24 protein-coding genes are annotated in these 20832 nt (G+C 44.0%); 8 read left to right on the top strand and 16 right to left on the bottom strand.

Features of this window, described 5'->3' with window-relative positions; all coding sequences use genetic code 11:
* Positions 1-6: 6 nt before the first annotated feature.
* Entirely contained in the window at positions 7-1572 is a 1566-nt protein-coding gene (gene nagZ / locus E4N69_RS05650) for a beta-N-acetylhexosaminidase (protein WP_253824778.1), read from the top strand.
* 52 nt (positions 1573-1624) lie between these two features.
* On the opposite strand, the gene E4N69_RS05645 is transcribed toward nagZ, so the two are convergent.
* The 9 genes from E4N69_RS05645 to E4N69_RS05605 form a co-directional block, all read right to left on the bottom strand.
* Positions 1625-3736 (bottom strand): methyl-accepting chemotaxis protein, encoded by a 2112-nt coding sequence (locus E4N69_RS05645; protein ID WP_253715561.1) that lies wholly within the window; start codon positions 3734-3736, stop codon positions 1625-1627.
* A 352-nt stretch (positions 3737-4088) separates the two neighbouring features.
* Entirely contained in the window at positions 4089-5138 is a 1050-nt protein-coding gene (locus E4N69_RS05640; RefSeq protein ID WP_253824777.1) for an ATP-binding cassette domain-containing protein, read from the bottom strand.
* A gap of 74 nt (positions 5139-5212) precedes the next feature.
* Positions 5213-5920 (bottom strand): GTP-binding protein, encoded by a 708-nt coding sequence (locus tag E4N69_RS05635; protein WP_253824776.1) that lies wholly within the window; start codon positions 5918-5920, stop codon positions 5213-5215.
* Positions 5921-6307: 387 nt separating this feature from the next.
* The gene (rdgB, locus tag E4N69_RS05630) at positions 6308-6913 is read right to left on the bottom strand and encodes an RdgB/HAM1 family non-canonical purine NTP pyrophosphatase (RefSeq protein WP_162663410.1); all 606 of its coding nucleotides are present in this window, start codon (positions 6911-6913) and stop codon (positions 6308-6310) included.
* Positions 6898-7812 carry a hypothetical protein gene (locus tag E4N69_RS05625; RefSeq protein WP_253824775.1) on the bottom strand — a complete coding sequence of 305 codons (915 nt, stop codon included), beginning with the start codon at positions 7810-7812 and terminating at the stop codon, positions 6898-6900. The genes rdgB and E4N69_RS05625 overlap by 16 nt, the downstream gene beginning before the upstream one ends.
* Positions 7813-8686: 874 nt before the next feature.
* Complete coding sequence (locus tag E4N69_RS05620; protein WP_253715558.1) at positions 8687-9313, bottom strand: ribonuclease HII; 627 nt, start codon at positions 9311-9313, stop codon at positions 8687-8689.
* Positions 9314-9382: 69 nt separating this feature from the next.
* Entirely contained in the window at positions 9383-10273 is an 891-nt protein-coding gene (locus E4N69_RS05615) for a hypothetical protein (protein ID WP_253824774.1), read from the bottom strand.
* Positions 10274-10280: 7 nt separating this feature from the next.
* Positions 10281-10883 carry a phosphoribosyltransferase gene (locus tag E4N69_RS05610; protein ID WP_162663406.1) on the bottom strand — a complete coding sequence of 201 codons (603 nt, stop codon included), beginning with the start codon at positions 10881-10883 and terminating at the stop codon, positions 10281-10283.
* 292 nt (positions 10884-11175) lie between these two features.
* A complete protein-coding gene (locus E4N69_RS05605; protein WP_006188141.1) occupies positions 11176-11346 on the bottom strand; it encodes a hypothetical protein in 171 nt (56 codons plus the stop codon).
* A 137-nt stretch (positions 11347-11483) separates the two neighbouring features.
* On the opposite strand from E4N69_RS05605, the gene E4N69_RS05600 reads away from it, so the two are divergent.
* The 3 genes from E4N69_RS05600 (at position 11484) to E4N69_RS05590 (ending at position 14185) form a co-directional block, all read left to right on the top strand.
* Positions 11484-12461 carry a phosphodiester glycosidase family protein gene (locus E4N69_RS05600; protein WP_253824773.1) on the top strand — a complete coding sequence of 326 codons (978 nt, stop codon included), beginning with the start codon at positions 11484-11486 and terminating at the stop codon, positions 12459-12461.
* A gap of 80 nt (positions 12462-12541) precedes the next feature.
* Positions 12542-13057: a nitroreductase family protein gene (locus E4N69_RS05595; RefSeq protein ID WP_253824772.1), complete on the top strand. Its 516-nt coding sequence runs from the start codon at positions 12542-12544 to the stop codon at positions 13055-13057.
* Positions 13058-13111: 54 nt separating this feature from the next.
* Positions 13112-14185, top strand: coding sequence for an NAD(P)H-dependent glycerol-3-phosphate dehydrogenase (locus E4N69_RS05590; RefSeq protein WP_253715555.1), 1074 nt, complete (start codon positions 13112-13114; stop codon positions 14183-14185).
* Positions 14186-14221: 36 nt separating this feature from the next.
* Here E4N69_RS05590 and E4N69_RS05585 read toward each other — a convergent pair whose 3' ends face one another.
* The 4 genes from E4N69_RS05585 to E4N69_RS05570 form a co-directional block, all read right to left on the bottom strand.
* Positions 14222-14434 carry a zinc-binding dehydrogenase gene (locus E4N69_RS05585; RefSeq protein WP_253824771.1) on the bottom strand — a complete coding sequence of 71 codons (213 nt, stop codon included), beginning with the start codon at positions 14432-14434 and terminating at the stop codon, positions 14222-14224.
* A gap of 24 nt (positions 14435-14458) precedes the next feature.
* Positions 14459-14860 (bottom strand): type II toxin-antitoxin system tRNA(fMet)-specific endonuclease VapC, encoded by a 402-nt coding sequence (locus E4N69_RS05580; RefSeq protein ID WP_162663402.1) that lies wholly within the window; start codon positions 14858-14860, stop codon positions 14459-14461.
* Positions 14860-15081 carry a hypothetical protein gene (locus E4N69_RS05575; protein ID WP_253824770.1) on the bottom strand — a complete coding sequence of 74 codons (222 nt, stop codon included), beginning with the start codon at positions 15079-15081 and terminating at the stop codon, positions 14860-14862. Before E4N69_RS05575 ends, E4N69_RS05580 begins: the two co-directional genes overlap by 1 nt.
* 158 nt (positions 15082-15239) lie before the next feature.
* A complete protein-coding gene (locus tag E4N69_RS05570; protein WP_253824769.1) occupies positions 15240-15683 on the bottom strand; it encodes a hypothetical protein in 444 nt (147 codons plus the stop codon).
* Between the two features lie 119 nt (positions 15684-15802).
* On the opposite strand from E4N69_RS05570, the gene E4N69_RS05565 reads away from it, so the two are divergent.
* Positions 15803-16375 carry a hypothetical protein gene (locus tag E4N69_RS05565; protein ID WP_253824768.1) on the top strand — a complete coding sequence of 191 codons (573 nt, stop codon included), beginning with the start codon at positions 15803-15805 and terminating at the stop codon, positions 16373-16375.
* Positions 16376-16471: 96 nt separating this feature from the next.
* Here E4N69_RS05565 and E4N69_RS05560 read toward each other — a convergent pair whose 3' ends face one another.
* Positions 16472-17062, bottom strand: a complete 591-nt coding sequence (locus tag E4N69_RS05560; protein WP_253824767.1) for a flavodoxin — start codon at positions 17060-17062, stop codon at positions 16472-16474.
* 159 nt (positions 17063-17221) lie between these two features.
* On the opposite strand from E4N69_RS05560, the gene E4N69_RS05555 reads away from it, so the two are divergent.
* The 3 genes from E4N69_RS05555 (at position 17222) to E4N69_RS05545 (ending at position 19287) form a co-directional block, all read left to right on the top strand.
* Complete coding sequence (locus tag E4N69_RS05555) at positions 17222-17785, top strand: TetR/AcrR family transcriptional regulator (protein WP_253824766.1); 564 nt, start codon at positions 17222-17224, stop codon at positions 17783-17785.
* 336 nt (positions 17786-18121) lie between these two features.
* Positions 18122-18964 (top strand): SH3 domain-containing protein, encoded by an 843-nt coding sequence (locus E4N69_RS05550; RefSeq protein WP_253824765.1) that lies wholly within the window; start codon positions 18122-18124, stop codon positions 18962-18964.
* A 44-nt stretch (positions 18965-19008) separates the two neighbouring features.
* Entirely contained in the window at positions 19009-19287 is a 279-nt protein-coding gene (locus E4N69_RS05545; RefSeq protein ID WP_371922148.1) for a winged helix-turn-helix transcriptional regulator, read from the top strand.
* A gap of 37 nt (positions 19288-19324) precedes the next feature.
* On the opposite strand, the gene E4N69_RS05540 is transcribed toward E4N69_RS05545, so the two are convergent.
* Together E4N69_RS05540 and E4N69_RS05535 are read right to left on the bottom strand one after the other, a co-directional pair.
* The gene (locus tag E4N69_RS05540) at positions 19325-19888 is read right to left on the bottom strand and encodes a pyridoxamine 5'-phosphate oxidase family protein (RefSeq protein ID WP_253824764.1); all 564 of its coding nucleotides are present in this window, start codon (positions 19886-19888) and stop codon (positions 19325-19327) included.
* A 194-nt stretch (positions 19889-20082) separates the two neighbouring features.
* Complete coding sequence (locus E4N69_RS05535) at positions 20083-20817, bottom strand: DUF4405 domain-containing protein (protein ID WP_253824763.1); 735 nt, start codon at positions 20815-20817, stop codon at positions 20083-20085.
* Between the last annotated feature and the right edge of the window lie 15 nt (positions 20818-20832).

Raw genomic sequence — 20832 nt, 5'->3', positions numbered from 1 at the left:
ACAGCGATGAACAGCACAATGTTAACCGAATATATCGGACAGATGTTTGCCTGCGGTTTTCCGGGAACGGAGATGCCGGAAGACTTTATCGCATTGGTAAAAAAATACAAGGTTGGTAATGTCATCCTCTTTAAGCATAATATTACAAGCCTCGCACAGCTCAAGACGCTCTGCACAGATATACAAACTTTGATTACCACTGAAACCGGACACCCTGCCTTCATCACGATTGACCAAGAAGGAGGCGCTGTTTCACGGCTTGCCGAAGACTACTATAACGTACCGGGCGCAATGGCGCTGGCGGCGACCGGCGATGAACTGAACGCCTACACCGCCGGTAAAATCACGGGAGAAATTCTCCATGCCCACGGCGTAAACTTCGACTTGGCGCCGGTGCTGGATGTTAATTCCAATCCGCGTAATCCGGTTATCGGAGTACGCAGCTACGGAGATGATCCTACCCTTGTCGGCCGCTATGGGCTGCAGATGGTACGGGGTCTTACCGCAGGAGGAGTACTCAGCGCTGCAAAGCATTTTCCCGGGCATGGCGATACATCAGTCGATTCACACCTCACGTTACCGACTGTCCATAAATCGAAAGCGGAACTGGAACAGATGGAAATCGCACCCTTTGCACACGTCATCAAATCAGGGCTGCTTCCCGCGGTTACCATCTCGCATATTCTCTTTCCCGCCATCGATGAGCAATTCCCTGCAACCATCTCGAAAAAAATTGTAACAGATTTATTAAAAGAAAAGCTCGGATTTAACGGGTTGGTTATCAGTGACTGTATGGAGATGAAGGCGATGCAAACGTACTTCGGCACCGCGGAAAGCGCTGCGGCGGCAATCAATGCGGGTATCGAACTGATTTTTATCTCCCACACCATACCGACCGCCTGCGCCGCTATCGAAACGGTAACGCGCGCCTGTGCGGACAAACAGATTTCTGCAGCAACCATCGAACAGACAGCCGAAAAGATTATCGGTTTAAAAAAGCAATTCAAACCCGCACAGCCGCTGCCGGAAAAAACGATGGAAGAATATCGAAAAACCATTGCAAGTCTCCGACGCAAAACGCTGACGGGCTATCATCTTCCCGAAAGCGGATTTCCCAACCTCGGCAGTAAACCGTTTTTTGCCGGCCCGCAGCCGTTCATTGTTACCAATGTGTCAAACGATGTCGATAATTCAATCAGCTTTGCGCGCTCCATGCAAACCGCATTCGGCGGTACGAGCATCGATACGTCGATCGACCCCGACGATACGGAAATAACACGCATAGTCGCACAGGCGAAATCGGCTACCGGTATCGCCGCAGCAAGCTACAACGGACACGTCAAACAGGGACAGCTCAAATTGATCCAAGCCCTTGCCCGCCTGCACAAACCGATGGTTGCCGTTGCCCTACGCAATCCCTACGACCTCGGTTGCCTGCCCGATAACGTCTGCGGCCTTGCCGCCTATGAATACAGCAACGCAGCGCTATCCTGTATCACCGAGATGCTCAAAACGAATGCAAAACCGGAAGGACATTTCAGTGTCGCTATTCCGAAAATTGTGCTTGAATAAGATACTAAACTTCTTATACCATAAAGTCATAATTCGTAAACTAAATGAAAAGCTAGACTTTGAACTTTCCGACCTCACTCGCCAATACCTTAATGCTTTGCGTATTCTTCTGTGTAATCTCGTTTACTTCCTGCACGGCATTATTAATTTGTGCTGCGCCTGAGGCCATTTCATTCATACCGTCAGTTATAACACGTGTCAGATTATCCAATTTACGCATTTCTTCCGCAACACCTTCTCCGCCTTTCAACATCTCTTCTGCCCCGAACTGGACTTCGGTCGTTACCGTATTGATGTTTTTAATAGCATCCAGTACTTCATTGCTGCCATTTGCCTGCTCGCGCATCGCTTCAGTAAGCCGGTCGCTCATCTCTTTTACTTGGGCGGCAAGGGTAAAAATAGCATTGAATTTTCCTTCTACTGTTTTAGAAGATACTGAAAGTGTTTCTATTTCGCTGCTGAGTATTTTAAGTGTTGTCGTAATGTTTTTCCCCTGTACGGCAGAATCCTCCGCTAATTTGCGGATTTCATCGGCGACAACGGCAAAACCTTTTCCTGCTTCCCCCGCATGGGCGGCTTCAATAGCAGCATTCATTGCAAGTAAATTCGTTTGTGATGCGATGTGCTGAATAACACTTGACGCTTCCATAAGTGATCCGGATTCTTCCGCTATCTTCTGTGTTACTGTATTGGATGTAACCAACGTTGCCTTTCCATCTCCCGTTGCAGATACAAGATCTTTCACGATTGTATCTGACTTATTGAGCGTCTGACTGATCGAGGTAATATTCGCAACCATTTGCTCAACTGACGATGAAGACTGCGCAACGCTTGCAGACTGCGTTTCGATGCTGCTGCTCAACTGCTTAATGGTACGGATAATCTCTTCTACCGTAGCGGCAGTTTCGGTAACACTCGCAGCTTGAGTCAGAACCTGTTGTTGAATACCGTCTATGTTTGCACTGATCTCGTTAATCGAACTTGCGGTCTCCGACATATTCGAAGCAAGTTCAGTACCGATCTCTTCCATAATATTACTATTAGTGCCGATAGATTTTATTGTAACGCTGATTTTCTCTATTGTTTCATTAAAATATTCAGATAAATCCGTTACTTCGTCATTACCGCTTACAACCATACGAACCGTCAAATCGCCTTCACCCTGCGCAATATCCTTCAGCGCCGCAACAAGTTTTTGGATTGGTTTTACGATACTACGTGCAACAAAGTAAACGACCCCCAGTGCGGAAATAAAAATAACTAACCAGATAAGATCCATCACTAAACTCATGTCATTTACCGAACTCATAAGTTGACTATACGGAGCAGTCATAATGACTGTCCAGCCGGACAGCTTACTCTTAGCATAGGAAGAAATTACAGAAGTACCATCGCTGTCATAATACCCGATACCCGGGTCTTGCGCCTGTAGCGCTTGTTGTTCAAATGATGCAAGCGGCGCTTGGGTCGGATCTGTTTTTGCTTCCTCATAGGCATTATATTGATCTTCGACAAAACGTATGTCTTTATCCGCAATGGTATTTCCCGTTAAACCGAGTATATAGCAATAACCGCTTTTTCCCAAAACAATATCTTTAATGATTTCTGATAAAAGATTAGCTCCTACTGCCGCACTTAATACACCAACAACTTCATTGTTATCGCCGATAATAGGAACGGCATAGACAATCTGCATTATATCTGAGACGCGTGATATGCGCGGTTCCGCGACAAAACTTTTTCCCGATGAAGCAGCTAGAAACCAATCTTCGTCGCCGACATAAATTGGTCGCCTATCATTTGCTCTATAAAGATTTCCCTGTAAATCAGTCACGCTAAAATAGTCAACCCTTGTGTTATGCTCCGCTTCATACACAAGACTCTGTGCTTTTTGGTAATATGAAAAAGAAGTATCTCTAAGAGATGGCATACGGGCAACTCCCTCAACAAATTGAAGAGTCGCTTGTATTCTGCCGTCGATAATTTCTGCGACATCAGCGGCCTTATCTATTAAATGGGTTTCAATTTTTTCCGTTACAGCCTTACGCGCAATGAGAATTGCAAGGAAGACCTCAACACTGGAACCTCCTAAAATTAACAGCCCAAAAATCAGCATCAATCTTTTTCTTAACGAAAAACGCTTTTTCTTTAGCTTATTCCCCATACGTCCATCTCCTATTACATTGAGCTCGGCTACTTCAGGAGCCGATATCTGTCAAGCATCTCAAAAACTTCACTTTTAAGAGATGCCCATAACGACTCCTAACAGAGCCGTGCTGCCGGTTTCTATCGGTTTCAACGACTGAAACCGGAACGGCATAATTCGACAATTCTGAAATAGCAAAGCAAGGTTATTGTTTTCTTTACCTTACAGAGGAACTTATTTCTATAACTGATTTTACATAGGCAGTGTAAATTATATAGATTCTAGTCGGATTAGTCCATCCCTTTGTAAATGCAGCTCTTGAGAAGCCGCCGCATAGGATATCTACAAAGCTAATTTTTTTAGAATTTACCTACAACCGCTCACCCGCACGCAGCTTAGCCCGCATCGTTTGGATCTTTGCATCCATCGCTTCAAGCTCATGTAATAGTTCTTTCTCGTGATCGGAAGTTTCGATGACCGCATGGATACCGCCGTTTTTAATGACAATACGTTTATCGGCATAGAGCGCAAGAGCCGGATCGTGAGTAGCCATCAATACGATTTTATCGTTCGATACCAAAAGCTGCAAAGCCTTTTTCCGGTCGATGCCCGCGTTTTCAATTTCGTCTATCAGAACGATTGGAGATGAACTTAAAATGGCGGTATCGGCAATCATTAACGCCCGGGACTGCCCGCCGCTCAGCGCGGTAATCGGTGTATCCAGCCGGAATTGCTCCCCTGCCAGTTTATTTGCCGCTTCGATAATCCGCTGGACAGCGCCTTCCGTATTTTTAACCAAACGGCTTTCCGCATGGAGTTCGATAAACTCCCGCACGGAAAGATCCATTACAAAATTCATGTTCTGAGAAAGCTGCGCAACCAATTTGTTGTTAATCGAAAACCGGATTGCTTTATCGGGTACTTCGCCGTTGATAAGTATTGCGCGACCGGTAGGCGTGTCTTTTTGCGCCGTCCATTCGATATCGGCAAGTAGCCGCGACTTACCGGAACCGGTCGGCCCGACAATCGAAGTAATCTGGGACGGATACAATACAAGGTCTTCAAAGTTTTCCGGCTCGCCGGATTTATTCGTGCCGGGCAGTATCGTAAGACTCTGCACACTCCGAACATCATCCCCATTTAAAAACTGTTCCATTTGAATGATGTATTCAAAGAACGCGTGGGATAAAGCTTCTTTATCGAGTGCATAATCTTCACACTGCTCTTCGGAAAGGCTTTGTAGAAAAGAGTCAAAAGTGCGCTGCGCATTGTCCAGAATGTGCAGCTCCGTTAATCTGTTTTCTGCAAAAAAATCTTCAATAAAAGGATATTCCGCAAGGAGCGTTTCTATTGTTTTTTTTGAAAGTTCCATTCGCTTTTCGGCGGTGCCGTGTATTTCAAAACTGGTATCTGCGGTCATAGTGTCCCCCATAAAATTTTTGCAAGATGTTTTGGGCATCTCTAAAAACTCGGTTAGGTTTTTAGAGGTTCCCTTTAACGATTTGTTTGAGACTCGGCAATTTTCATCTTGCGGATGTTGCCCATCTGGAAATTTTCGCCGACCCGCGTTTCACCCAAGCAATAGGAACACAACGCTGCGGGCATCGGGAAACGGAGTTCCATTCCCTGTACCGTAGAAATAGCTTTATCGGGACTGAACAGCAGCGTGCTCAGTTCAAAGGCCCCCTGACCCGTCAGGCCGTTTACCTGCATAATAACCGCCCGCGGATTAACGGTGTTGACACGGGCGCAAAACACTTCGCGTTCGGCTTGCGACACGATATCGCCTTTTGTGATGACGACAATATCCGCCGCTTTTAAGAGCGGGCCGATTTTTTTCGGTGTATTGATACCCGACAAATTATCGATAACGCAGATACCGAGAATATTCTTAATGTACGGAGAACAGCGGTTGCACAAGCCTGCGGATTCCGTTATCAGAAGGTCGGATTGTTCTTTGACACCCCATTGTACCACCTCTTCGATATTGGAAACAAAGAAGTGATCGGGGCAGAGCGAGCCGGAAATACCTTTTTGAACGGGAATACCGGCCTTTTCGTACAACACATCGTCGTCGGTGTAGAGGCAGTCAAATTTCACCACTCCGGCACGAAGTCCTTGCGTGCGTAGTGCCTCAATTGTCTTTAGAATAACACTTGTTTTGCCCGAAGACGGCGGGCCGGAAACGATCAAAAGATTCATAGTGTTGCAATTATATCATACCGAGTTGGAATATGCGGTAACATCCGTTACCGAACGACCTTTTAAAAATATGCAAGCATCTGCGTTGTCGCATCGCCAAAACTATACATCCTTGTATAGTTTTGACTGTGAGTTTCGCATACAGACGAAACTCACTACTGGTTAATACAAGCGGCGTCCATGCCGCTACTGCAAACAGTCCTCAACGTATCAGAACCGCCACGGACGGCGGTGGTTCTATGCAGTAGCACGTTTGCATTGCAAACGTGTAGGTAAACAATGTACAAGGACGTATATTGTTTACCGTGCCTGCGGGTGTTTTTTGTACGCTCCTAGCATCTGCTCTACCTATTTTCAAAAGGCTAACGGAATGGCTATTGCCAAAAATCAACATCCCGACGCAGTGGACGGAAACATAGCCAATAGTTGAGCGACAAGCCGACCGGCTTTTCCGCGATGGGACAGTTCGTTTTTTTCTTGTGCCGTCAATTCTGCAACTGTTTTTCCAATCTTTGGAAGATACACAATAGGATCATAGCCGAAGCCATGATGGCCGCTTTCCGATTTGGCAATCACTCCCTCGCATGTTTCTTGTACCGTAAAAAAACGGTGAGCATCCAGCATTACCGCAATGCAGCAGACAAACCGGCAACTGCGGTTTTCTACACCTTCCATTTGCTGCAGCACAAGTTGATTCCGCTCCTCCGCTTTTAGCTGCACACCGTCTTTCATGCCGTAGCGGGCTGAATAGATGCCGGGCTTACCGCCAAGCGCATCGATGCATAGCCCCGAATCATCGGCAATCACCGGACATTTAACGCTTTCGTACAAGACACGGGCTTTTAATAATGCATTTTCCAAAAAAGTTGTCCCCGTTTCTTCAGGGTCAAAGACGATACCGGCATCGGCGGGAAGGCTGATGTGATAATCTTTTAAAATAGCGGCAAATTCTTCTTGTTTATGTCGATTACCGCTTGCTAAGTATATGTGCATGGTTTACCATAACACGCTTTTTTAAGCTCGACAAGATCGCTATTAACCGTTGCACGAGAAACGCCCAGTTGCTGTGCCAATACTCGATTGCTCGGCCCCCGCGTATATTCTTGTATCCGCTTCAAATATCCCTGCCAACGCGCATAACTGTAGGCCTGACGATTTTTCAAGCGCTTGATGACGGAAGCATGTGCCTCATCCACTTTACGAAGCTGAAGCGTTGCGCTCTTATACCGTACATAGTAAAAGTCCCGCTTAGCCACCCACTCGTTGTAAACACCATTCCGTTTATCAGTCAGCTCCTTTGCTTCCTCAATCAGCAGTCTTACCTTCCGTACCGATATTCCTAAATGCCCGGCAACCGTTTGCAGTAAATGTTCATTGATATAAAAACAAGACTTACACAACAGTTCGAGGAAATAACGCGTATAGATGTTTTTTCTTTTTATTTCCCATCTAATTGTTTTCTGAATGGATTGTGCTTTTTCAGGTAATACTGTATATGAAGGTGGTGGACTTGCTGCATACAATTCATAGCTTTGTAACCCGTCCTGCTCGTCTTGTTTCATTTTAACAATCTGCTGCTGATCATCTTGAGCAACGTCAGCATACGTTGCCTGTTCTCGATTCCGCCTCAAAAAAAGTTTCCAGCTATATGTAAGGGACATCCGCAAGTATGTAGAAAATATTGATCTATCAGGATTATAATCGCCTATGATGGTGTCTAGTTTTGGATAGAGCCAAAGTAAAAAGTCACTGCGCATGTCCTCGCTTCCACAGTAAACCCCAAATTCACCGAGATTAAAATATAAATATTGAAACAGCGTATCTATGGCTTTTTTTTGTTTTTCTGTCCGTAGAAAGTCCGTCAATATCGTTTCAACAATATCCGCTTGCATACGTTCCTCCGTGAGCGTAAGTTTCTTCGTACGGAGAGTTTAATATCCCTACACATCTTGAGCGTAATAAAGGTATCAAAATCTCCCTATAGCATATACCCTGACGCTCTGCATCAAGGTATTTTGGCCTCTAAAAACCGAGTTTTTAGAGGTTCCCATGTGTAGTTTTGTCATAGCAAGATACATGCCAAAAAAAGATATACAGGATTTTTCTACAACCGAATAGCTTCCGAGAGATAATAATCAGCAAAATTCAATAATAAATTTCTTTAAACAAGTCATTATATGATAACAACTTATAAACCTTCATATTAAATGATATATATGAAAGGAAACCCTTGTTTCGTTGTTCTCCTACCGTCCTTACACGGTCTCATCGGAATATGGATACAATCATGAGTGCACCGTCTGTCAGAATATGATATGTAGAATATCAGAATTTGAGAGGCAGAAATAGAAATATCAATATCTTAAGTTATCTGCGCTATTGCCGATGCCTTTAATATGAGCTTCTCACAACTTTTTATCCTGATAAAGAATGTGGTTATTTCTCCCGAAGTGATTATCGTGACCATACTGCTTATATTATACTTGAACCTTGTATTCTATATTGTGCGATATCAAAAGCCGAAACTTCCTTCCTTGCAAAGCAGGCTCCAAAAAAATTTGCAAAGGCCCCCGACAGAAGCTAAAAAGGATGGCGCAACCGCCGAGCAAAAGAAATAAGGAAACCTCCAAAAACAGCACGCCTATCGGTTTGTTCCATAAGAATTATCGTATCCGCTAACATAGATGACGAAGCAGTTTTTAGAGGGTTCACTTAGATGTAAGTTGCAGAAAGCTTAATCATACTTTAAAATGCGAAGTTATCGCCTCATGAATACTTATCTGTAGGATTAGTCTGAACGTTTTTGAACTTAAAGCTCTGCCGCTGGATGGGCGAAGCGCCATAGAGCCCGATAAGAGACCGGTGCAATTTTGTCCCATAGCCTTTATGCAAATCATATCGGTAGAGCGGATATTGTTTATGATATTCCATCATACGGTGATCCCGCTCGGTTTTAGCCAAAATAGAAGCAGCCATCACACACGGATACCGCCCATCAGCCTTGGGTTCCGCAATAAGCGTGAAATTGCCGCCGATATCAGGCAGTTGATTACCGTCAACAATAACCGTTAAATCCTTTTCGCTATCGGCAAGTGTATTTGAAGTATTTCGCCCATACTGTGCAAATAGAGCCTCAAACGCTTCCTTCATTGCGGTAAGTGTCGCTTGTAAAATGTTGATTTTATCTATTTGTTCGGAAGGAACCGATGCAATCTGCCAATACAACGCACCGCTCAGAATAGCTGCCCGCGCGATTTCACGGCGTTTAGGAGATAGTTTTTTTGAATCATCCAGTACAGAAACGTCAAAGGAATCGGGCAAAATAACAGCTGCAGCGTATACGGGGCCTGCCAACGCCCCCCTACCCGCTTCATCAATACCGCAAAACAACATCGAGTATCATTCCTATTCTGTTTATTCCCACCGTACTTTCCGTGATGCTCTATTTATCGGTACAACACGTTATCTGCGGACAAGCGCTTCCGCAAATCCGGTTAATTCAACAGATTCCGGCAATTCAGCTTTAGAAGCATTGTCGGCAATGACGGCCGCATCCATCATGTCGAATAAAGGAGACGTATACGAACAGCGTACTTTCCGCATTTGCACGGATGAATCGGTAAGCTCAGCCAATCTTCCGGTATACTGCACGGCAAGATTACAACCTATGTCGGTCAACGTACCCTGTGTTTTCACAAAATCAAAGCACAAAGCCACTAACCCCGATGCCGAGAAAGTACTTCGAATGGCAGAAAGCGAACTTTTTTCAGCACGTATCAGCACTGCCTGCGCATGTTGCTCGGAAGTAAGAGATGTGTCGGTACAGGTCATGCGGCTATTTCGCAGAATCACTGCATCGCCCCCTTCATTTACGGTAATTGAAACTTTATTCAGCACAATGGAAGCCTTCGAGCCGTATAAAACAGGCACGGTACGTGGTTCCGTAAACCGTTCCGATCGTTTTACCGAGCATCCCGTTATCTCCAATGAAGTACGTTCAACGACAAAACCGGCATTTTCTCCAAATGTAATGACCGGATTATTCTCACCGATTATCTTAATCGGAACAGTAAGAAATACAGCTTCCTCGACATACACATCCGAACGAAGAAAAACAGAAACAGGCTTAGCTTTACCGTTTTTTACCGGAGCTCCTCGCCGGTTTATTCGGTTATGGACTGCTGCAACAGCCTGCTCAAGAGAAACAAACGGACTATCGACCGTACCTTTTTCGACGGATGTTCTTGCAGCAACATCTACATACAAGGCTAAACCATTCTCTGCAGCAAAAAGGGAAAGAGAAAAGAGAAAATAAACAAAAAAAAACAATAACGGCTTACGATTTCTATGCATCGGTTTCTTATAAAACACCCTTAAAAATTTCGCGCAATTCGGGATATTGTGCATAGTAGTGCTTTTCAAGTTCTTCAGGAGTTAAACCGGTCAACTCATGGCTCATATAGTGAATCCAACGACTGTCTTTATCAGCATAGATATCATGCTTTCTGCACCAGTAATCCGGCTGAATAGGTTCGCTACTCTTTCTATTATGGAAAACCTTATAATCATGAACGGCTATCTTTATATCACGTCGCGGAATACCTTTTTCCAAGAAAGCCGATACAAGATAATTGATCGTAGCGCCGCTATCGAAAATATCATCAACCAACAATATCTTATCGCCGCTCCGCAGATGTTCGGGTGAATACGTCCATCCGTCAATCATCATCTTTGACTGTTGATTGGCATCGGAATAAGAATGAGCAACAACAGCGGCATACAAAATAGGCTTCACATCTTTATTTACTATCTTAAACCATTCATGAATAGCATTCCCCAAGGATGAACCGCCTCGCAGCGAAACATATATCACATCAGGAATAAAACCATCCTCCCAAATTTGACGCGCCAAACGGAACCCGTTGTTACGAACCGTGTCGTATGGTAAAAATTCTTTGCTCATAATCTCTTCCTTATCTTGCAATTGTTACCGTTATTTCTCACATAAATACGTTGACCTCAGCCGCGCGGATACGGTTGTTTATGTTGAGGAAAATATGTCTTTGATAGGAAATACGGCTTTCATTTTCCTAGTATAACGATTTCAAATCGCTTATTCAATAGAAGTTTAAACTATCATGATTTAAATACGTACGATAAATTATTCACCAAATCATTGAGCAGTAAACTATATAAAAAAAGCCACCTTTCGGTAACCCCGATGGCAGCCTTTTACTTCGGTGTATCTTGTAAGATTATTTAAAATCTTTAGGTCGGCGTTCAATACGATGACATTTTGCACATTCAGCGATATTTTTTATTTTTCCGTTCTCAACCATTGTTTTTAGCACAACTTCACCACCACACGGGCAGCTAAACTTCTGCGTAGCGACAGCAGTACGGGAGTTTTTACTAGCACCAGCCATACCTCAAGCCTCCTCATGAAAAATTTCGTCCTTGAATATAGAAAATTTATGATGGACTGTCAAGCCCTGAACCCGTATGCATCATGAAACGGAACCTAAGGTTTGTAATTTATCCTCTCTTGTGATACACTTGCTCTATGTTACAAAAGTATCCGGCGCCCCTCCAATCCGTACAAGCACGAATGCAGTATAAACAAAACCGTACCGGAGGCATGCTTCCGCTATTCCCATTGCTGATATTAGTGTGTTGTCTTTGGTGCTTTTCGGGATGTACAACCGTTCCTACCACCTATACGGATACGCCGTATCAGCCTGTCACCCGGGAAGAGATACGCTGGCGTTCTCTATCACCGGGCATTGAAGCTGCCGATATACATGATCTGCAGCTTCCGCTTATCGTCCATATCGTAAAAATAGATTTACTCAATCCGGCCGTCTCCGTTATAACTTCGGAACCGGCTCTCTTTACAAACAGCCGAGGGCATATCCGCGGCGAAACGACACTGGATTTTGCGCTGAGACACAATACAATTGTCGCTTTTAATGCCGCTCCATTCAAAACACGCTCGCTGCTTTTCAGTGTGTACCGCACTATTGTCGGTATTCATATTACGGATTTCCGGCGAATGAGTATGCCGCATGAACGCTACGGTGCACTGCTTTTTTATACGGATAAAACTGCCCGCATTATCGACGCTCAAACAGAGAGTCTTCTATCGGCGGATGTCCGCCATGCGGTGGGCGGATTTTGGACAATTCTTCGAAACGGTACCGTATTGCCGCAAAAACTTCACCGCCGCGATTCACGAACTACCGTCGGACTTGCCGATAACGGACGGACGCTCTTCGTCGTAGTGGTAGAAGGAGAAAACAAACGGAAAAGCCAAGGTCTTTCTTTTGAAGAAACTGCAAGGCTGATGCGGGAACTCGGTGCCGATGATGCGCTCCAACTTGACGGCGGCAGTTCAAGCTCGTTGGTTCTACAGGAAAACAGGACACAGCATATTGTCGCTCCCATTCGCAGCTGGAATATCCATATCCGTGTTGCAAGCAATGTCGGTATTGTTATAAAAGACAACACATCAGGCGCTCTCTTGAATACCCCAGCAGAATAATAGATACCGTTGCCTTTTAAAGAACCCTTTGCCTTTATACTATAAACGATGTAAAATGAAGAAATACGGAGGCTCCCAATATGAACGAAGTGATCAACGCAATTTTAACACGGATAAGCGTGCGTAAATTTACCGATCAAAGAATTGAAGATGAAAAACTAAAACTCATTGCCGACTGCGCAAAAGCTGCTCCAACAGGAAAAAACAGACAAGCACGAAAATTTACGGTTGTACACAATCGGGAAAAAATTCAACAACTTGCACAGGCGATCGCAAAAGTGCATAACCGCAGCGATTACCGTATATACGACTGCGATGCTATTCTCTTGATTAGTTTTGCAGAGGACGACATATACGGCCAATGCGATTCGTCTTGCGCAATCGAAAATACTTATTTAGCTGCGGAATCCCTTGGGTTGGGCGCCGTCTGGATTAACCAATTGCGTGATAAATGTAATGAACCGGAAATCAGGAAGATACTCGACTCCTTTCATATTCCGCACAATCATATAATATGCGGCTTTGTTGCATTGGGATACCCAGCAGAAAAACCGGCACCGAAAGAAAGAACGGAACCGGTAGAATTTATATACTAAAAAACCTCTAAAAAGCTGAGATTTTTAGAGGTTCCCATAAGAGAGAAGATTGTTATGAATGAAAAAATCGCTATTCTCGGCGCAGGTTCATGGGGAACGGCAATAGCTTGTACACTCGGTCGAAACGGGCATCGTGTCATGCTCTGGAATCGGAGTGAGGATGCATGCTCAAGCATCAATACCGAGCATATCAATAAAAAATATTTACCGAACTATATCTTACCGCCAACGATCTCCGCTTCTACCGATATGCAAGAAGTATGCAAGGATGCAGCTGTACTCTTTTTAGCAAGCCCCTCCCTCTATTTAATGGATATCGTAAACCGACTCTTAACGATTCCTCCTTTTAATACCGATACCGGTACAGAGACATATCCACTCATCGCTGTACTTACCAAAGGATTTATCCCCGATGAGCACAGAGAACCGCATTTAATCATCGAATCTCTTGAAAAAAAATTACCCGATTTTTATCGAGATCACCTCGTCTATGTCGCAGGTCCAAGTCACGGAGAAGAAGTTGCCGCCGGAAAGCTCACCGGTCTTATTGCAGCTTCAAAAAATCCCTTAAGCTCCATCCGTTGCCGCGAAATTCTTAAATCGCGTAGTCTACTGGTATACTCAAGTCTTGATATCGTAGGTGTACAGGTATGCGCAGCGACAAAGAACGTGATCGCCATTGCATTCGGCATGCTTGATGCGCTAACTGAACATTCAGACTTTTTCGGCGACAATACCGAATCGCTTTTATTAGCAGCCGGTTTGAACGAAATTCAAATTATCGGGAGAGCAATGGGAGCAACGCATCCTGAAACATTTACATCGATTTCGGGTATCGGAGACCTTGATGTGACGTGCCGCAGCAAATACGGTAGAAACCGTAAATTCGGCCGCGAAATTATCACCGCAGCCGTCTTAGACGGTTTTAGCGGCATCGATGACCTTATTGCGCAAATCGGTACTATCGGCTATTTACCGGAAGGCATCGTCGCGTGCGCGTACCTCAGTAAGATTGCCGTAAAATACGACTTAAAGCTTCCGCTTTGCACCGGACTCTACAAAATTCTGAACAAAGAATTATGCCCTGCAGAATTTATCGAGGATATGCTGAGCGGAACAAAAAACTAGCCCTTTTGAAAATATACGGCGCATCTACTCCGCGCCTTACAGCTCAACGACGATTTTCCCGTTTACCTTACCGCCGTCGCATACTGCGCAGGCTTGGGCAATATCGCGGAACGCAAAGTGTGCACCGATAAGCGGCTGTAAGGTATGCTCGGTTAAAAAGCTGAAAATTGAATCGATGTCGGCTTGCGTAGGAAAATTGCTGTGAAAGCCGGAAACTTCTGTTTTGGAGCGTGTCGGAGAATCGTTCAAGGATGGGGTAAAGATCTAATATGTTCAATCTACTACCCAATCTTCAATTTTCAAGCCGTTTACTCTTGAAAATTCGTTCGCATTATGAGTAATAAGAGTCCCTTTTTCATGAAGAACGGTAGCAGCAATCAGTAAATCATTTGCGCCTATCGGTGTACCTGCAAGCTCCAAATCTTTTCGGATTTCTGCATAGGAGTAAGCCATTTTACCTGTAAAATTCACAATTTCAAACGGCTTTAAAAATTTTTCCACTTTCTCCGTAGTCTTTTCTCTTGTCTGGCTTTTAAAAGCGCCAAGCAAAAGTTCTCCTTTTACCACTGAAGAAATTTTTATCTCTTTTGGCGAAACTGATAAGAATTTTTCGCGGACAGATGGAAACTTTCCATTCATAAAGTAAATGCACGTATTTGAGTCTATAAAATACATTAAAAAGCCTCTCGCGTTTCAAGTTTTGGCTGATCAGGTCTCGTAAATGACGGGTCAGAAACAGAGCCGAACAGATCAGCCCAGCCCTCCGGATAATGAGGCTCTATTCTTTCCATGATTTTGCTTACGACCCACTTTGAAAGTGACATATTTTCCGCATGAGCTTCGTTTTCAATTTTGAGAAGCTGCTCTTGCGTAACATATAATGATAACTGCGGCATATTCGTACCTCTTTTTATCCAAGTGTAAAACAGTTTATTATAAAAATCAAGTATATTTGCAAGTATATTATAAAACAGTGGGATTAGCAAGCCTTTTTACATTATCACGAAAACTACAGGTAACTGTTGATTCTCCCTCCCCATACTGCACATCACGGCTATTCATTTTTTCTCCTCGTTAATTTTGCACCGTAATGTGCACAAGCTGCAAACAGTACGATAATTGCACTATAATCGGTAAAGAATATAACATAACCTTTTTCCATATCGAGAAAGAAGACAAAAACATGCTGCGAAAGCATAATGCCGCTTATCATCAAAAATACTGCGCATACAAGAATACCGCAGTTTACGATTGTCTGCATAATGCGGAACGGCCGGTACGGGCCTTTTACAAGCGAGGCATACCAACGCCGGTTCAATGCGACATGAGTTCCCCAGAACACAAACAGCGAAACGCCTAAAATTTCATGCACACCTGTCCATGGAAAAAAGTAATTGCCGCCTATCAGCATCAGTGAAATAAGCGTCATCGCACTATCTATCATCATTCGGAGCGTACTTTGTTTCATCATCAGTGCTCCCGTGTGCTTCATCTGCATTCGTCTATTCCTTACACTTATCCGCATCGCGTGTTTTAAAAATCCGTCCGGGATTTGCAGCACCAACCGCGTAATCAGGTACGTCTTTTGTAACCACAGCTCCGGCTCCTAAATTTTACATGCCGTTTGCGCTAAGCCATTTCTTTATCGCCGCTTCCGAGGATGCGCAGGAAGAACCGGTTATTGCAAGCCCCCGTGCTACCGTTGCCGCAGGACAGAGTTTTTTGATGTCACTTTCGCTGCGTCCCATCCCACAACGTCAAAAATGTACATCCTTGTACATTTTTGCCTTGCGAGTTTTTTGTGGAACAAAAAATAGCGCTGTACTGACAGGATGTCAGTGGTTCCATGCAGTATCGAGTTTTTCTCAAGGAAAAACTCGAAGCAACCAAATGTACATGGATGTATATTTGGTTGCGATGGCATCCATGCCGCTTCTGAAAATGTATATCCTTATACAGAACTGCATATTTCGTAATGATCGTATTGTAGCCACTCATATCGGGAAGCGTACCGCGCAGTTCGGGGTGGGCATTCGTTCTTCCCTCCTCCGCGGCGATATCCGTACACTGCTTGTAGTTTACCGGATAGTCTTTTACGGTACGGATTTCAAACAAATCGCCGCCGACTGCTTTTTGAGCAAACTCTGCAGCAACTGCCGTATTTCCTTTACTGATTGTCCGCCAAAGTAATTTTCTCCCGTATGGGAAAAATATGCGATTAATGTCTTTGCCATCGTTTCCTCCAAAAAAAATGTTTACTATTCAAAACAAGCTCACCAAAACTTATTATTTTCCGATTTGTTTAAGCCAATCCTGTACGGATTTTCTTGCGGCGGTGCGATTGTTTTGCGCTGTACTTCCTCGAACGGCAAGCCCTTTCAGCAGCGTTGCTCCCTTACACGTAGAACGGATGCTGCTTTCGGTTCCGGCAAGGGAGCTGCCTTCCTGGGTACAAAACGGAATGACGGTTTTACCGTTCCATTGATGGGATTCCATAAACGTATAAATACACATCGGAAGATCACCCCACCAAATGGGATAACCGATATAAATAGTGTCGTAACTGTCGAAGTTCGGTACGTCGGCTTTGAGCGCGGGACGTGCTTTGCGGTTCAATTCGGCCTTTGCCGTATCAAGCAGGGCTTTATGGTCGTTAATCGGATACGCCGCAGCGGTTTCAAGTTCGAAAATATCCGCACCCGTTTGCTCGGCAATCATCTTCGCGATGATGGCGGTATTTCCTTCTTTGATGTTCCCGACCGCGTACTGTTCGCCCACAAGAGAAAAATATAAGACGAGCGATTTCGATTTTGTCTGTGTGCTTGCCGCGCCGACAGCCATAAGTGCGGCAAACGCCGCCGCAAAAAACGTTTTCATTTTCATCATTTCCTCCTGAATAAAATATTTGCAGAAAGTTTTGCCTTTCGCATTACAATATAAATATAGCATGCGGACGACTTTTTCCGATGTGCATTTTCCGGTATACTGTTCGATAAGCGGCATATCCGCAAAAATGCCTAAAAACTCAGAGGAGTCATGAGCGAACAAAAGAGCGATCGCCGCGTCGAACGTACAAAAGATGCGATTCGCGCGGTATTTAAAGATATGGTATGCGAGCTCCCGTATGAAAAAATCACGGTAAAAGAGATCGCTGAACGTGCCGGCATAAACCGCAATACGTTTTATCTGCACTACGATTCTCCCGACGATGTACTGCACGAAATTCAAACCGAACATTCCGACCGCTACAGCGCTCTTATCGCCGGCTACGATTATAAAAACGACGGGGCTGTATTAGTGCGAAGCTTTTTCGAATATATGGAAGCGCAGGACGAGTTTTTCAAAAAGGTTACCTGTGACAGCCGCTTCGATTATATTCGCGAACGCATGCAAAATAGAGTTTTAGCAAAAACCTACAAACAATCTTCCGTCTTGCCCTGCAAAAACGAATATGAAGAAAATATCGTCCGCGCTTTTTTCAATACGCCGCTCTATCTGTATCGGCAATGGGTTCGGGACGGACGAAAAATTCCGCTCGAAAGGATAATCGAAATTTCGGCGACGCTCATGGATTTCGGCATGCAGGGCTTTTTGCATTAACCGGCAGCAGTAAAGTATGATCGCGGTTAATCATATACAGATTCCCGGTTATTGAACTTAATCAGGTGATCATTGAAGTACTTGAAAATATCAAAGCAAACAGGAAAAGAAAGGTGAATACCTTGCCGATATGGACTTATTGATTGCTTTTTTTTCACTTTCACCTTCGGCGCAGGCAAGTCATCGTACATCATGGCGGAATTCATTGAAGACATTTCCGTTGCCGTTATAACAGTTTAACGAAATTTTTGTTATTATAGGTGTATCTGCCGCATTCCCGATACTCTCTTGACCTTAAAAAGGGATAACGCAGAATATATTTGGGAGACTATAAAAATGAATAAACCGATTTGTTGTTTGCTGTTTATTATGAGTTCACTCGGCTTGTATGCACAAAAGTACATCGCCGTAGATTACGCCAAGAGCTGGGATCATTATGTCATAGATAACAAAGTGAATGTCCGCTCGACGCCGAGCCTTTCCGGCGAAAAACTGTTTCAGCTGAATGCAGGCGATGCAGTTCGTATTATCAAATGGAGTAAAGATTGGGAATGGCTTTTAGAGGAAAGCTATTATGCACCGTGGTACAAAATCTCCTGCGCCCAAGGGACGGGTTATATCTGCGGTCGATATATTTCCTGCAAAGAGGCTGTAGGGGATCTCGATAACGACGGGGAAGATGAGATTTTTGCATGTCTTTGCATTACCGAACGTAAAGGAGGGGCGGTTTCCGATGTCCATCCAAGTTTTTATAATGTAAATAAAAATCATGTGCTGATAAAAAAATCACATATTGAGCATATTGATTTAGAAAAATTTTATAAAAAACCCATTGCGGAAGATACGTCTTATTCGATAGTCAAATGCGAAGATTTGGTGCCGAATGTATCGTTTCTTGTTGCAATAAGCGGCTTCGGCGATTCAAGCGTTGGAGGCGACGGCTGGTCTAAAGCACGGTATTTTTATTTTGCAAACGGAGCATTAAAATATTTTGCGACGCTTTCCAACAGTTGGTCTGAAACACACCATGAAACAGTCGAAAAATTTGAATTTAACGGAGACAGGATAGAACATATCAATACTTATATAAGATGGGAAAACGGCAAGGAATCGGCTCCCAGAATCAAGCGCATATCTTACCGGTGGGACGGGAAAGATTTTATAAAAATTGAAGATTAGAAATTATAGATCAAAAAAATTCGGTTTTTCAAATCTTATGAGCGATTATAATTTTATATCATCTGAGTAAGGGCACAAAAAGGTTTAATGAACTTCAAAGATTAATGCCTGCAACAACTCGAACTGTTTTAACGAGACAGCTGCGTCAGCTTGAAAAAGATAAACTGATCGACCGAAAAGTCTTTGCCGAAGTCCCGCCTCATATTGAATACTCTTTAAGTAAATGGGGAACTAAATTTCAAAAAGTATTAGACGAGATTGAGATTTTCGGGTTGAGTTATATCGCCGAATTACATAAAATGCAAAAAGGAAAAAGCAGTTAAGCTTTATCACATTCTTTCTCCTATGCAAAAGAGACTGTTACAGTCTGTTAAATGACCGATTTGTTCTGCAAAAGCTAATTTCCGAAATACAGCTTTGCGGGCAGTTTTGTGTACAGGTTCCGCATCCGATACAGGCATCTGTTATGGTATATCCCTTTGCGGTAATTTTACCGCTGCCGATTACATAGCTCTCTCGGAAAATAGGATTTACGCCAAGATTGAAATATTCAATAGTCGCATTACAGATTTCAAATATAATCCCGATATTACGTGTGTCTCCGGGATAAACGTTGGAAAGATAAGGCTGTTCGGAGAAAATGGTGTCAATCCAATATTTTTGTTTGTCCTGCGCGGCTGGTGCAGCCTTTGCCGAAAGGCGGATCATTTCTTTATACCGTGTATAGCCAAGAACTTGAACACGCCCATCAGCAAGCAGCTCTTTGCAAAAATCCTTTCCCCTTGCCGTAAAAAAATACAGTGCGTCCGGTTCGTAATGAATGGCGCTGATATTGCGTACTTGCGGATTTCCATCCTCATCAACGGTTTCAAAGGCAAGAACGCCAACATATTGCAGCTTTTCCAAACAGGTTTGTGCGTCCATATTTCTCTCCTCATGTGAACGTCAATACTCTCGGCTCGGGATATGAGTAGTACCCCACCGCACTAATCAATGCGCCAGTGCTTACTTCGGCTTGCACACCGAATTCTCTTTACTATAAAGCAATCCCGAACACGGTACAAGTACGCACTTTTTTGTAACTGTTGATTCCCCCTCCCCGATACTTTACATCACGGCTATTCATTCTTTCTCCTCGTTAATTTTGCACCGTAATGTGCACAAGCTGCAAACAGGACGATGATTGCAGTATAATCGGTAAAGAATATGACATAACCTTTTTCCATATCGAGAAAAAAGAACTGCTGCTGCAAAATGAGATAGCGCCATACGCTGCGCGAAATAAATGCATACAAACCATAGGTGCAAATACCGGCAAGCAGCGTATACAATATAATCGTTTTCAATCGTATCGACTGTATAGACGGTTCCGTCTTTGTTTCTGACGTTCGTTGATGCTTTGCCGCAATGTGGCGAGAAATCATCCCTGCGTGCAGCCCGATATGCAGCGACATAAATAAAAAGTACCAATGACTTGCGAGCATGTGTGCTATCCGTGCAAAGTTCGCACCGGAGCTGATACCCAGGAATGCAAAAACATGCTGCGAAAGCATAATGCCGCTTATCATCAAAAATACTGCGCATACAAGAATACCGCAGTTTACGATTGTCTGCATAATGCGGAACGGCCGGTACGGGCCTTTTACAAGCGAGGCATACCAACGCCGGTTCAATGCGACATGAGTTCCCCAGAACACAAACAGCGAAACGCCTAAAATTTCATGCACACCTGTCCATGGAAAAAAGTAATTGCCGCCTATCAGCATCAGTGAAATAAGCGTCATCGCACTATCTATCATTATTCGGAGCGTACTTTTTTTCATCATCAGTGCTCCCGTGTGCTTCATCTGCATTCGTCTATTCCTTAC

It is taken from the genome of Treponema sp. OMZ 906, assembly GCF_024181185.1.
In the GTDB taxonomy this organism is placed as follows: Bacteria; Spirochaetota; Spirochaetia; order Treponematales; family Treponemataceae; genus Treponema.
Note: the sequence above shows the minus strand (reverse complement) of the source record. Positions and strands in the feature narration are given on the sequence as shown.